This window comes from Pantoea sp. GM_Pan_3, from assembly GCF_026541045.1.
GTDB lineage: Bacteria > Pseudomonadota > Gammaproteobacteria > Enterobacterales > Enterobacteriaceae > Pantoea > Pantoea anthophila.
Window position 1 is genome coordinate 1013363 of record NZ_JALNVA010000001.1, and the last position, 13961, is coordinate 1027323.

Consider the following 13961-nt stretch of genomic DNA (forward strand, 5'->3'; position numbering starts at 1 on the left):
GTCTGTACCCGGACAGCGCGGAACAAGCAGGCGTACACGGAGTACGTGATGATTACTCGCTGTGCTCGCCCCTTCAGGGCCGCACTTCAGGGCGTTCAGGTTGCTAAAGCAGCCTGTGTGAGCACTGCCCGGGTTCAGACTGACAAATAAATTAGCCTACTAAGGTAGGCGCAAAGTAAAGGAGTGGTTTTATGGAACAGTCAAACAGCTACAGCGTGTGGTTTGTCATCGGCACGCAGCACCTCTACGGGCCGGAAACGTTACGCCAGGTTGAACAGCATGCGCGTCAGGTCGTCGAGGGCCTGAATCAGTCCGGGTTACCGCTGCGCCTTGAGCTTAAGCCGCTGGTGAAATCACCGGATGAAGCGCTGTCCCTGTGTCGCGACGCTAACTATGACCAGCAGTGCGCCGGCATCATTACCTGGCTGCACACGTTCTCTCCGGCCAAAATGTGGATTGGCGGCCTGAGCGTGCTGAATAAGCCTCTGCTGCAATTTCACACCCAGTTCAATGCGGAGATCCCGTGGGACAGCATGGACATGGATTTTATGAACCTGAACCAGACGGCGCACGGCGGTCGTGAGTTCGGTTTTATCGGTGCCCGCATGGGTCTGCAGCACAGCGTGGTGACCGGACACTGGCAGGATAGCGCCAGCCAGCAGCGTCTGGGCAACTGGATGCGTGCAGCCCTGGCGAAGCAGGCAAGTCAGCAGCTGAAAGTGGCGCGTTTTGGCGACAACATGCGTGAAGTGGCCGTGACCGAAGGCGATAAGGTCGCCGCACAGATTCAGTTCGGTTATTCGGTGAATGGCTGGGGCGTGGGCGATCTGGTTGAGGTGATCAATGGCGTCAGCGATGGCGATGTGAATGCGCTGATCGACGAGTATGAAAGCCTCTACCGCTTTTCCGATGTCGCCGCCGCCGGTGGTGAAAAGCGTCAGAACGTGCTGGATGCGGCTCGTATCGAGCTGGGTCTGAAGCAGTTCCTTGAAGCGGAAGGCTGCCACGCTTTTACCACCAACTTCCAGACCCTGCATGGCATGACCCAGTTACCGGGTCTGGCGGTGCAGCGTTTGATGGGTCAGGGGTATGGTTTTGCGGGTGAAGGCGACTGGAAGACCGCTGCGCTGCTGCGTATTTTCAAGGTTCTGGCTGGCGATCGCAAAGGTGGCACCTCATTTATGGAGGATTACACCTATCACTTCTCACCCGGCAACGACCTGGTGCTCGGCTCGCACATGCTGGAGGTCTGCCCGTCAATCGCCATTGAAGAGAAGCCGCTGATCGATGTGCAGTTCCTGGGCATTGGTAATAAAGCTGACCCGGCGAGGATGATCTTCTCCACCCCGGCCGGTCGTGCAATTAATGCCAGCGTGATCGATATGGGCGACCGTTTCCGTCTGCTGGTGAACGTGGTCGATGCGATTGAACAGCCGAAACCGCTGCCGAAATTGCCGGTTGCCCGTGCCCTCTGGAAAGCGCAGCCCTCACTGGCGACCGCATCCGAAGCGTGGATTCTCGGGGGTGGCGCGCACCATACGGTGTTCAGCCAGGCACTGACGCTCGACGACATGTATCTGTACGGCGAGATGAACGATATCGAGGTGCTGGTGATTGATGAGCACACCCGCCTGCCTGCGTTTAAAGACGCGCTGCGCTGGAACGAGGCGTACTACCGGTTAAAACGTTAATCACCCTGGGATATAGCCATGCTGCTTTTCGTTGTGATTAGCAGCGATACCAGCGTGATTAAAAGGGTGACGCAGAAATCAGTTTTGCGTCACTTTTAAATAAATAGTGCTATTCAGTCGGGAATGACGGGCGTTCCGTAAAGTCGCCGTAAATACCTCCCTGTAGGCTCGGCCGCCGCATCCATGCGGCGGACGCTTTACTCCACTGCCCGCCATCCCCTCCTTTTTGTAGCGCCTGAGCGAATATTTCAGCGCTCGGTGAATACAGAACTGTGAATAAAACGCTGAATCAGATCCACTTCCCACCCGTTCCTCCTGCCTCACATTCCGATCGATTTTATTACAGCAATGATTAAGCCCGACCGGGAAGGAATGGTATGCCTGAAGAGCAAAGCGTCCGCGCCAGGGATGGCGCGGCCGATCCGCATGGATGCGGGAACCCTTTGCGATCAGGCATACCTTTCCTGACCTTTCACCTGCTACCAACAGCGACACCTTTTTTGTGCAACAAACGCACAATCCCGTGCTTTTCAGTCGGAAATAATGGGCGCTCCGTAAAGTCGCCGTAAATACATCCCTGTAGGCTCGGCCGCCGCATCCATGCGGCGGACGCTTTACTCCACTGCCCATCATTCCCTCCTTTTTTCAGTTCCTGAGCGAATATTTAAAAACCAGGTTCATCTGGCGATTAAGCAAAACATCATATGGTGGACACTTAACTTCGCTATCCGTCATCCCCTCACGCCGCATGATTCCGCACGGGTTTCTCTCAGCAATGATCAAGCCCGACCGGGAAGGAATGGTATGCCTGAAGAGCAAAGCGTCCGCGCCAGGGATGGCGCGGCCGATCCGCATGGATGCGGGAATCCTTTGCGATCAGGCATACCTTTCCTGACCTTGCACCTCAAGCCAACAGCCTGTATTCCTTAATGCCCTACAAAACAAAGATACCAGCACTATGCAAATTGCCGATCTGAACCAGCATCCCGACTACGCCAGACAAACCGCACAGCTGCTGCACGCCGAATGGCCACACCTCCCTGCATGGTCGCATCAGCCCTCCATCCTTGAGCGTTTATTACAACGGAACCAGACAACCTCAGCGGAATTTACCCTCATTGCCTCGCCAGATGGCGAAACAGTGGCAGCGACCTGTAGCGTTATTCGTTATGAACTGGATGACATTGCGGCAAGGGAATACTGGCTGGGTGAGGTTGTGACAGACAAAAAATTCCGCGGCCAGGGCGTGGCAAAGGCGCTGATTCAGCGGGCGATTGCACGCGCCAGACAACAGCAGATCGGTGAACTCTGGCTCTATACTCCCGATCAGCAGGCGTACTATCAGCGTTCAGGATGGCAGGCGGTGGAGCAGCGGCACATAGCCGGAGAAGAGGTGACCGTGATGGTGCTTAACCTTGCGCAGTAACGGGCGGCTCCTGTGAACCGCCCTCTCATCTCAGGAACTCAATCGCTTAACCGGCGCGTTCTGCTGACGATCCCAGATCACCGTCAGTAACCGCTGCAGGGCGATAAAGGCAAACAGCAGAATCCCGATGGCGATTTTGGTCCACCAGGAACTCAGCGTGCCGTCGAAATTTATCCATGTCTGAATCAGCCCCTGAATTAACACACCAAACAGCGTGCCTAACACCGTGCCGACACCGCCTGACAACAGCGTGCCGCCAATCACTACCGACGCGATCGCATCCAGCTCTACCCCCAGCCCGGCCAGCGCATAGCCTGCTGAGGTATAGATCGAAAACACAATCCCGGCCAGCGTGGCCAGCGTGGTGGAAAGCATATAGATCTTAATGGTGGTGGCGCGCGTCGACACCCCCATCAGCTGCGCCGATGTCAGATTGCCGCCGATGGCGTAAACCCGATTACCAAAGCGGGTGCGGTGCGCCAGAATAATCCCGCCTACCACCACCAGCAGCATAATCACCGCCAGCAGACTGAGGCGCCCACCGCCCGGTATTTTCCACGCCAGACCCGACAGCGTTGTGTAAAACGGATGATCGATGGGAATCGAATTCTCGGACACCAGATAGCTGCATCCGCGCAGGAAAAACATCCCTGCTAACGTAATAATAAAAGCCGGGATCTTCAGCGCATCGATCAGCCAGCCCATCATGGCACCAAACAGCGCCCCCAGCGCCAGAATCAGCGCAAACGCCAGCAGCGGATTGACATGAAAATCGCCAATTGCGCGCGCCAGAAAGACGCCGGTAAAGGCGATCACTGCGCCGACCGACAGATCGATACCCCCCGATAAAATCACGAAGGTCATTCCCACCGCGATAATGCCCAGAAACGCATTGTCGGTCAGAATGTTGCAAATCACCCGGGTTGAGGCAAAGCCCGGAAACTGCGTCAGGCAAAACAGGTAACCCGCCACAAACACCAGCAAGGTGATCATCAGCGGAAGATGACGTTTGATCATGTCGGCCGTCTCCGTTTCAACATCGCAATAAATCGCGGTGACTGCAGCAACAGCACGCACATCACCACCACCGCTTTCACCACCTGGTTCAGCTCAGGCGGGAAACCGGAGAGCAGAATCCCGGTATTCATCGACTGAATGATCAGCGCCCCAATCAGCGACAGCAACAGATTAAAGCGACCGCCCATCAGCGAGGCTCCGCCGATCACCACGGCCAGAATCGCATCCAGCTCCAGCCATAAACCGGCGTTGTTCGCATCCGCTCCGCGAATATCCGCCGCCACAATCAGCCCCGCCACGGCAGCACAGACACCGCTGATCGCGTAGGTCGACATCACCACCAGCCAGCCTGTCACCCCGGCATTGCGGGCCGCGCGCAGGTTAATCCCGACCGCTTCAATGAACAGACCCAGCGCGGTCTTGCGCGTCAGCAGCCACACCGCCAGCGCCACCACCAGCGTAATCCAGACCGGCACCGGCAACATCCACAGCGCGCCGTTGCCAAACCAGCCCAGACTGTCGCTGTCGAAGGTCACAATCTGCCCCTGGGTAATCAACTGGGCGATACCCCGTCCGGCCACCATCAGGATCAGCGTGGCGACAAACGGCTGGATGCGCAGCAACGCCACGAGCACCCCGTTCCACACGCCGCAGGCCAGCCCGGTTCCCAATGTGGCAAGGATGATAAACGGCACCCTGTGACCGGCTACGGTCAGCGTCGCGGCGGTTGCGCCGGCTATCGCCATCACCGCACCCACGGAGAGATCGATGCCGCCGGTTGCGATCACCAGCGTCATACCAATCGCCAGCAAGGCGACGGGCGCCGCGCGGTTCAGGATATCGATCGGGCTGCCGAACAGACGACCCTCCTGCAGATGCACGGCAAAAAAGTTATTCGCCACCAGACTGTCAATCAACAGCACCAGCAGCAGCGCCGCAATCTGCGGCATCCCCTGCGGCAGCTTCAGTTTGCGACGCGGCGTTTTTTCAGAAGTCATAGGAGACTCAAGCATGTTTTACTCCTCCGTCAGCGATGGCATTGACAATCGACGCGACCGAAAGCTGCTCCAGGGGGATTTCTGCCACCTGCTTCAGATCGCGCATGATCAACACCCGATCGGCATAGCCCACCAGCTCTTCGAGTTCAGAGGAGATCACCAGCAGCGCCAGACCGTCGGCGCACAGGGATTCGATTAAACGGATAATCTCGGCGTGCGCGCCCACATCAATGCCGCGCGTCGGCTCGTCGAGGATCAAAAACTGCGGTTTTGTCACCAGCCAGCGCGACAGCAGCACCTTCTGCTGGTTGCCGCCCGATAACAGCTCTACCGGCTGCTCCGCGTGCGGTGTGCGGATGCCCAGACTTTTAATGAAACGGTCGGCAATCGCCTGCTGCTCGCGTTTTTTAATCGGGCGTAGCCAGCCACGCTGCGCCTGCAACGCCAGGATGATGTTTTCGCGAACCGAGGCCGCGCCAATAATCCCGTCGGTCTTACGATCCTCCGGGCAAAAACCCATTCCCAGCTGTGAGGCTCTGGCCGGGTTGGTAATGCGCTGCACTTTACCTTTGATCTTCGCCGTGCCGCGATCGGCGCGCCGGATGCCAAACAGCACTTCAGCGGTTTCGGTGCGTCCGGATCCTAACAGCCCCGCCAGCCCGACCACTTCGCCGGGGCGGACCGCCAGGTTAAAGGGTTCAATGGTGCCTTTTCTGCCGTAATCTTCAAACGAGACGATCGGCTGATTGCTGCGCAGCGTGCTGCCCTGCCGCTGCAGCGCCGTCTCCAGCAGTTCGCGTCCCAGCATCAGCTTGATCAGCTCAATCTGCGGCAGCGTGGCGGTATCGCGGGTGGCAATAAACTGCCCGTTGCGCAGCACGGTAATCCGATCGGTAATGCGGTACACCTGGTCGAGAAAGTGGGTAACAAAAATCAGGCTCATCCCGCGGGCTTTCAGCTGCGCCATCAGGGTAAAAAGCATCTCCACCTCGCTGGCGTCCAGGCTGGCCGTTGGCTCATCCAGGATCAGCACCTGCGCCGAAAGATCGACCGCCCGACAGATCGCGATAATCTGCTGCATCGCCACCGAATAGTGGCCCAGCGGACGGGTGACATCGAGCGAAAAACCGTAATTGCGCATCAGTGCATCGGCATCACGCACCATCCGGCGGCGATCGATCATACCGAAACGCCGTGGTTCACGGCCAATATAGAGGTTATCCGCCACCGACATGTTCGGCAGCATATTCACTTCCTGATAGACGGTGCCGATGCCCATCTCCTGCGCCTGCGCGGTGTTGTGCGGCGTAATCGCCTCGCCATTCAGGATGATGGTGCCGGCATCCCGGCTGTAGACGCCGGTCAGCACTTTGATCAGGGTCGATTTACCGGCACCGTTCTCACCCAGCAGCGCCATGATCTCCCCTTTGCGGATATCGAAGGAGACGTTGTTCAGCGCTTTGACGCCGGGAAACCCTTTGCTGACGCCGCTGATGGACAGCAGCGGTGCTTCATTTTGCGTGGTCATTCTGCTCACTCCGCCTGGTCATAAAAAACCGCCCCACAGGGCGGTCTGCGGCTGGTCTGCGGATCAGTAGCCCATGCCTTTTTTCCTCTCCAGCTCCTTCTCAGCGTCAGCAGGCAGGAACAGTTTCGACTCGGTCTTGATCACTTTTGGCGGCAGCGTGCCATCTTTTTTGAATTTCTCCAGCGCATCAAACGCCGGGCCAGCCATGTTCGGCGTCAGCTCCACGTTGGCATTTGCCTCACCCGCCAGCATCGCTTTGTAGATATCCGGCACCCCGTCAATCGAGCCGGTCAGGATATCTTTGCCCGGTTTCAGACCTGCCTCTTTAATGGCCTGAATGGCACCGATCGCCATATCATCGTTGTGCGCATAGACCATGCAGATATTCTTGCCGTTGTTCTCCGCCTTGATGAAGCTCTCCATCACCTCTTTACCTTTACTGCGGGTAAAGTCACCGGACTGAGAACGGATCACTTTAATGTTTGGATGGTTGCTGATCGCTTCAGCAAAGCCTTTCTTGCGATCGATCGCGACGCTGGCCCCGACGGTGCCCTGCAGCTCAACCACGTTACACTGCTTGTCGCCGACGGTTTTCACCAGCCAGTCACCAATCAGCTTGCCCTCCAGCACGTTATCCGCCGTAACCACCGCCTGATAAAGCGACTTGTCTTTCACGACGATGGCCCGGTCCAGCAGATAGACCGGAATTTTGGCGTCTTTGGCTTCTTCCAGCACCGGTTCCCAGCCCGTCTGCACCACTGGCGCGATGAAGATGGCATCCACGCCCTGCGCGATGAATGAACGTACGGCCTTGATCTGATTTTCCTGTTTCTGCTGTCCGTCGGCGATTTTCAGGGTGATGCCGCGTTTTTTCGCTTCGCTTTTCGCCACATTGGTTTCCGCCGAGCGCCAGCCAGATTCTGAACCGACCTGCGAGAAGCCGACCGTCATGTCTGCCGCGAGCACCGGGCCGGTTAATGCGGCGCTGACCAGCGTGGTCAGAAGTAAACGTTTCCACATAGTTTTCATTCCTCTGAAGGGCGTTTGCTGTTTAGGGTAGAGAGCACGCTTAGCCTGGACTAAAAAAGGGTGCATAATGGCGACGCGCCTCACAAAACAGAGCAATTTAAAGGAGTTACGTGTAACGAGAGGGGGTTGCTGGCCGTGGCGTTATGGAGAGAACTGCTGAGAAATAAAAACTTTGCGGTTAAATAATTGTAATAAACAGAATCGCTTATGTGTAATGGTGCTGGAAACGATTACAGCCAGGCGTACAAAACGGGTTATGACGCTGAGCCGCAACAAAAAACAGGTTTTGTGACTGTCCGCACAGTCGCCTGCTGACACTGTCCGGGAGCGAAACGTTTCTCTGACGACAGCGAAGAGGTTCAGGATAACGCTGCAGTAAAAACCGCGAAAAAAAGCCACTGACGGGCGATTCGCGCCGGGAGCGCAAAAACCGGCTTTTATCGTGGCAGGCAAAGCGGTTTTTTGCCGGTTCTGCCGTTGAGGATGAAACATTCACGCGCAGCCAGAGACGGGATAATGGCTGTGGACAGTGGTAAAAAAATAAAACTACGAATTTTCATTACGTTTACGGTGCGTTAGTCTGATTTTCACCTTTTCTTACCTGCCCGATCTGGACAGTCAAGGCCCGCCCCCTATACTGAGCACTCCTTTGTTACTTCTATCTGTTATGGCAATGATGACTGCGCACGATTACCTGCTTAAATTCCGCAAAGTAAATAATTCAGACAGTCTGGAAAAGCTTTTCGACCACCTCAACTACTCACTGACGAATGATATCGAGATCATCAACATGTATCGGGCTGCCGACCACCGGCGTGCTGAGCTGGTCTCCGGCGGACGCCTGTACGATCTCGGCTGTGTCCCGAAAACAGTGTGGCGTTACGTGGTCTGACTTTCTGCTGTTAACCGCTCTTTTACCCCCTGACCTGTCCGGATGGGCGAGCCCTTCCGGACATGTTATCCTGCTGCGCTTCGACTCTCCGAGACAGGAATAACTCCCGATGAATGAACAGGTTGCTGCGCCACGTATTGGCGGCTGGCTTTTGCTGCCGCTGGCCTGGCTGATAATGACTCTGTTAACCACCGTTCTGGTGCTGGCGATGTATCTCACCCCGCTGTTCAATGCTGAATGGCGTGTGGCGCTGTTTTCGCACGGCAGCACGCTCTTCTCCTACTGGGCCATTTCCCTGCTTACGGCCGTGGCGGTCTGGGCCTACAGCCTCTGGATCAGCTGGCTATTCTTTAAGCGATCGCATCGCCTGCCGCGTCACTACCTGCTCTGGCTGCTGATTACGGTGCTGTTAGCGCTGAAAACCTTTGCGTTCACGCCGGTTGCCGACAGCCGTGCGCTGCAGACGCTGCTGTTATCGCTGCTGGCCGCGGCGGTTTTCGCGCCCTATTTCAAACGTTCAAAACGGGTGAAAGCGACCTTCATTGCGCCGTAACGCTGTGAGTTATGTCAGGAATTTAATTCTGAGTGCGGTCTGCCGCTCTGCCGATGGCGCGGGTGTTGAGATACGCCGCGCTATCAATGATAATAAGCCGCTTTCTGGCTCCCAGGCGAAAAAATGACCGATTATCTGCTTCTCTTTGTTGGCACCGTGCTGGTAAATAACTTCGTTTTAGTGAAGTTTCTCGGCCTCTGTCCCTTTATGGGCGTTTCCAAAAAACTGGAAACGGCGATTGGCATGGGCCTCGCCACGACTTTCGTGATCACGCTGGCCTCGATCTGCGCCTGGCTGGTCAACCATCTGATCCTGCTGCCGCTGGATCTGGTCTATCTGCGCACCATGGCCTATATCCTGGTGATCGCCGTCGTTGTGCAGTTCACCGAGATGGTGGTGCGTAAAACCAGCCCGTCGCTCTATCGTCTGCTGGGGATCTTTCTGCCGCTGATTACCACCAACTGTGCGGTGCTGGGCGTGCCCCTGCTGAGCGTCAACCTCAACCACACCTTTATGCAGGCCGCGCTCTATGGCTTCAGCGCCTCTATCGGCTTCTCGCTGGTCATGGTGCTGTTCGCCGGTATGCGTGAGCGGCTGGTGCTGGCCAATGTTCCCGCCCCGTTCAAAGGTAACTCCATCGCCCTGATTACCGCAGGCCTGATGGCACTGGCCTTTATGGGCTTCAGCGGGCTGGTGAAATTCTGATGACCGCGATCTGGATTGCTATTGCTGTACTGAGTGCGCTGAGCCTGGTGTTCGGCGGCCTGCTGGGTTACGCCTCGCGCCGCTTTGAGGTGGAAGAAGATCCCATTGTTGAGCAGATTGATGCCGTTCTGCCGCAGAGCCAGTGCGGCCAGTGCGGCTATCCTGGCTGCCGTCCCTATGCCGATGCGGTCGGAAACAACGGTGAAGCGATCAACAAGTGCGCGCCGGGCGGTGAGCAGACCATGCTCAAGCTGGCGGCCCTGCTTAACGTTGAACCGCAGCCCATCGATGGCGACGAAACGGCGAAAGAGCCGGTGCGCACCGTGGCCTTTATTGATGAAGCCAACTGTATTGGCTGCACCAAATGTATTCAGGCCTGTCCGGTGGATGCGATTGTCGGGGCCACCCGCGCCATGCACACCGTGCTGAGCGATGTCTGCACCGGCTGCGATCTCTGTGTCGCCCCCTGCCCGACTGACTGCATCGAAATGCGTCCGGTTGCCACCACGCCAGCTAACTGGAAGTGGGATTTGAATACCATTCCTGTACGGGTGATCCCGGTAGAAACTCATGCTTAATCTGTTTAACTTCCTGAAAAAAGAGAAGGTCTGGGATTTTCAGGGCGGCATTCATCCGCCCGAAATGAAAACCCAGTCCAACGGCACGCCGCTGAGCGAACTGCCCCTGCCGGACCGTTTCGTTATTCCGTTAAAACAGCATATCGGCCATGAAGGCGAGATCTGCGTGGCGCCTGGCGATAAGGTGCTGCGCGGTCAGCCGCTGACGTTTGGAACCGGCCGTATGCTGCCGGTTCATGCGCCCACCTCCGGGGTGATTGATGCGATTGGCCAGCACATGACCGCGCATCCTTCCGGTCTGTCCGAACTCTGCATCTTTATGACGCCCGATGGCGAAGATCGCTGGGTGCCGCTCGATCCCCTGCCTGACTATCGCCAGCATCCGCGCGCCGATATCGTGCAGCGCATTCACGATGCGGGCGTGGCGGGCCTGGGTGGCGCGGGCTTCCCGACCGCCACGAAACTGAAAGGTGGCCTGCGCGGGGTGAAAACCCTGATTATCAATGCGGCAGAGTGCGAGCCTTACATCACCGCGGACGATCGCCTGATGCAGGATTATGCCGCCGAGGTGCTGGAAGGCAGTCGCATTCTCGGCTGGGTGCTGCAGGCTGAGCGGGTGCTGATCGGCATCGAAGACAACAAACCCGAAGCGATTGCCGCCCTGAAGCAGGCGCTGGGCAGTGAGCGAGATCTGCAAATCCGGGTGATCCCGACCAAATACCCCTCGGGCGGTGCCAAGCAGCTGACCCGCATCCTGACCGGCAAGGAAGTGCCACACGGCGGGCGCTCAACCGATATCGGCGTGCTGATGCAGAACGTTGGCACCGCGTGGGCGGTGAAGCGCGCCATTATCAACGGCGAACCGATTACCGAACGCGTGGTCACCCTGACCGGTGAGGCGATTGCTCAGCCGCGTAACGTCTGGAGCCGTCTGGGTACGCCTATCAGTCATCTGCTGCATCAGGTGGGATTCACCCCTGCGCCGCGCCAGATGGTGATCATGGGCGGTCCGCTGATGGGCTTTACCCTGCCGTCGCTGGATGTGCCGGTGGTGAAGATTACTAACTGTATTCTGGCGCCTTCTGCCAGTGAGATGGGCAACAACGACGAAGAGCAGTCCTGCATTCGCTGTTCAGCCTGTGCCGATGCCTGTCCGGCGAAGCTGCTGCCACAGCAGCTCTACTGGTTCAGCCAGGGCGGCGATCACGATAAAGCGCGCGCTCACCATATCGATGACTGCATTGAGTGCGGTGCCTGCGCCTATGTCTGCCCGAGTAACATCCCGCTGGTGCAATATTACCGGCAGGAAAAAGCGGAACTGCGCGCCATCGATCTGGAAGCCAAACGCACACTGGAAGCGAAAGCGCGCTTTGAAGCGCGTCAGGCGCGACTGGAGCGTGAAAAGCAGGCCCGCGAAGCACGCCACGAAGAGGCGAAGCAGCGTGTGGCTCGTACGGATAACGGCGAACTGGCCGCCGCAAAAGCGCGGGTGAACGCGCGTCAGGCTGCCCAGCCGGATGAAGCGACGCTTGAGGCGCAGCGTGAAGCCCGCCATGCGCAGGCGCGTCTGCGTCAGGCCGAGGCGCAGGCTGAAACCCAGCCGGTCACGCGTCAGACCACCGATCCACGTAAAGCGGCGGTAGAAGCGGCGATTGCCCGCGCTAAAGCGAAGAAAGCGGCACAGCCGGAGGCTGAAACAGCGCAACCGGCTGCTGAAGTCACGCCAGACGTACCGGCTGAAACCGACCCGCGTAAGGCCGCCGTGCAGGCTGCCATTGCCCGCGCCAAGGCGAAGAAAGCCGCGCAGGCGGACAATGCGGAAGCGTCCACGCAGGCTGTCACTGACGGCGCCGCAGACGCACCGGCTGAAACCGATCCGCGCAAAGCCGCCGTGCAGGCCGCCATCGCCCGCGCCAAAGCGAAGAAAGCCGCGCAGGCGGACAATGCGGAAGCGTCCACGCAGGCTGTCACCGACGGCGCCGCAGACGCACCGGCTGAAACCGATCCGCGTAAGGCCGCCGTGCAGGCCGCCATTGCCCGCGCCAAAGCGAAGAAAGCCGCGCAGGCCGAGAATGCTGAAGCGTCCACGCAGGCTGTCACCGACGGCGCCGCAGACGCACCGGCTGAAACCGATCCGCGTAAGGCCGCCGTGCAGGCCGCCATTGCCCGCGCCAAAGCGAAGAAAGCCGCGCAGGCGCAGCACGCTGAACCCGCTACGCCCGCCACCGACAGCGCCCCTGAGCCCTCACAGGCGGAACAGGAGGCGGACGCCGCGTCACGCGACGCCGCCGCGCTGGCGACCGCCGCGCATTTTGCGGTGGAGAAAGCGGAGCAGGCTCAGGAGCAGGCAAACAATGCGAATGCCGAACCTGAACAGGCACCTGAACTGAATCAACCCGATGATGCGCGCAAAGCCGCTATTGCTGCCGCCATCGCCCGTGCCAAAGCGCGTAAAGCGCAGTCGTCTACGACGCTTGAGGATTAAATGGCTTTTCGTATCGCAAGTTCTCCTTACACCCACAATCGCCGCAGCACCGGCAATATCATGCTGCTGGTGGTGCTGGCTGCACTGCCCGGTTTTGCCGCACAGTGTTATTTCTTTGGCTACGGCACCCTGTTACAGGTTTTACTGGCGACGCTCACCGCCTGGCTGACCGAAGCGGCGATTCTGCGGCTGCGCAAAGCGCCGGTTGCCAGCACGCTGGCAGATAACTCAGCGCTGCTGACCGCCGTGCTGATCGGCATCAGCCTGCCACCGCTGGCACCCTGGTGGCTGGTGGTCGTCGGTACGCTTTTTGCCGTGGTCATTGCGAAACAGCTGTATGGCGGGCTGGGTCAGAACCCCTTTAATCCGGCAATGGTTGGCTATGTGGTGCTGCTGATCTCCTTCCCGGTGCAGATGACCAGCTGGCTGCCGCCCGATACCCTTCAGGCGATCAAACCCAGCCTGCTCGACAGCCTGAGCATGGTTTTCCGCGGGCATACTCTGGCGGGCGATACCATGCAGCAGCTGCAGATGGGTGTGGATGGCATCAGCCAGGCGACCCCGCTGGATACCTTTAAAACCGGCTTACGCGCGGGTCACAGCGCTGAACACCTGCTGGCCCAGCCGATTTACAGCGGCGTGCTGGCGGGTCTCGGCTGGCAGTGGGTCAACGTCGGCTATCTGGCGGGCGGCCTGTTCCTGCTATGGAAAAATGCTATCCGCTGGCATATTCCTGCGGCGATGCTGCTGTCACTGGCCGTCTGCGCCACGCTGGGCTGGTTCTTTTCACCGGACTCGCTCAACAGCCCGCTGATCCACCTGTTCTCCGGTGCCACCATGCTGGGCGCGTTCTTTATTGCGACCGATCCGGTAACAGCCTCAACCACTAACCGGGGCCGCCTGATTTATGGTGCGCTGATTGGCCTGCTGGTCTGGCTGATCCGCAGCTTCGGCGGCTATCCCGATGGCGTCGCCTTTGCCGTGCTGCTGGCGAATATCTGCGTGCCGCTTATCGACTACTACACCCAGCCGCGCGTTTACGGCCATCAGAAGGATTAA

General features: G+C 58.3%; 12 protein-coding genes. 8 read left to right on the forward strand and 4 right to left on the reverse strand.

What is annotated here, in order from left to right; all coding sequences use genetic code 11:
* The first annotated feature begins 191 nt into the window (after positions 1 to 191).
* Positions 192 to 1691, forward strand: coding sequence for an L-arabinose isomerase (gene araA / locus OXR04_RS04795; protein WP_009090330.1), 1500 nt, complete (start codon positions 192 to 194; stop codon positions 1689 to 1691).
* 958 nt (positions 1692 to 2649) lie between these two features.
* Positions 2650 to 3117, forward strand: coding sequence for a GNAT family N-acetyltransferase (locus OXR04_RS04800; protein ID WP_267369371.1), 468 nt, complete (start codon positions 2650 to 2652; stop codon positions 3115 to 3117).
* A 30-nt stretch (positions 3118 to 3147) separates the two neighbouring features.
* On the opposite strand, the gene yjfF is transcribed toward OXR04_RS04800, so the two are convergent.
* The 4 genes from yjfF to ytfQ all read right to left on the reverse strand — a co-directional run bounded on the left by yjfF (position 3148) and on the right by ytfQ (position 7680).
* Complete coding sequence (gene yjfF, locus OXR04_RS04805) at positions 3148 to 4134, reverse strand: galactofuranose ABC transporter, permease protein YjfF (protein WP_009090334.1); 987 nt, start codon at positions 4132 to 4134, stop codon at positions 3148 to 3150.
* Positions 4131 to 5147 carry a galactofuranose ABC transporter, ATP-binding protein YtfT gene (gene ytfT / locus OXR04_RS04810; protein WP_267369372.1) on the reverse strand — a complete coding sequence of 339 codons (1017 nt, stop codon included), beginning with the start codon at positions 5145 to 5147 and terminating at the stop codon, positions 4131 to 4133. Before ytfT ends, yjfF begins: the two co-directional genes overlap by 4 nt.
* Positions 5140 to 6660, reverse strand: coding sequence for a sugar ABC transporter ATP-binding protein (locus OXR04_RS04815; RefSeq protein WP_267369373.1), 1521 nt, complete (start codon positions 6658 to 6660; stop codon positions 5140 to 5142). Before OXR04_RS04815 ends, ytfT begins: the two co-directional genes overlap by 8 nt.
* A 63-nt stretch (positions 6661 to 6723) precedes the next feature.
* Positions 6724 to 7680, reverse strand: a complete 957-nt coding sequence (gene ytfQ, locus OXR04_RS04820) for a galactofuranose ABC transporter, galactofuranose-binding protein YtfQ (RefSeq protein ID WP_046101772.1) — start codon at positions 7678 to 7680, stop codon at positions 6724 to 6726.
* 685 nt (positions 7681 to 8365) lie between these two features.
* On the opposite strand from ytfQ, the gene ydgT reads away from it, so the two are divergent.
* From ydgT to rsxD, 6 genes are all read left to right on the forward strand, one after another.
* Complete coding sequence (ydgT, locus tag OXR04_RS04825; RefSeq protein ID WP_046101771.1) at positions 8366 to 8581, forward strand: transcription modulator YdgT; 216 nt, start codon at positions 8366 to 8368, stop codon at positions 8579 to 8581.
* Between the two features lie 109 nt (positions 8582 to 8690).
* A complete protein-coding gene (locus OXR04_RS04830) occupies positions 8691 to 9134 on the forward strand; it encodes a DUF2569 domain-containing protein (protein WP_009090340.1) in 444 nt (147 codons plus the stop codon).
* 123 nt (positions 9135 to 9257) lie between these two features.
* Complete coding sequence (rsxA, locus tag OXR04_RS04835) at positions 9258 to 9839, forward strand: electron transport complex subunit RsxA (protein ID WP_003853423.1); 582 nt, start codon at positions 9258 to 9260, stop codon at positions 9837 to 9839.
* Positions 9839 to 10417 (forward strand): electron transport complex subunit RsxB, encoded by a 579-nt coding sequence (gene rsxB / locus OXR04_RS04840; protein WP_009090345.1) that lies wholly within the window; start codon positions 9839 to 9841, stop codon positions 10415 to 10417. The genes rsxA and rsxB overlap by 1 nt, the downstream gene beginning before the upstream one ends.
* On the forward strand, positions 10410 to 12902 hold the full coding sequence (gene rsxC / locus OXR04_RS04845; RefSeq protein ID WP_267395030.1) for an electron transport complex subunit RsxC: 2493 nt from the start codon (positions 10410 to 10412) through the stop codon (positions 12900 to 12902). Before rsxB ends, rsxC begins: the two co-directional genes overlap by 8 nt.
* Entirely contained in the window at positions 12903 to 13961 is a 1059-nt protein-coding gene (gene rsxD, locus OXR04_RS04850) for an electron transport complex subunit RsxD (protein ID WP_058956537.1), read from the forward strand.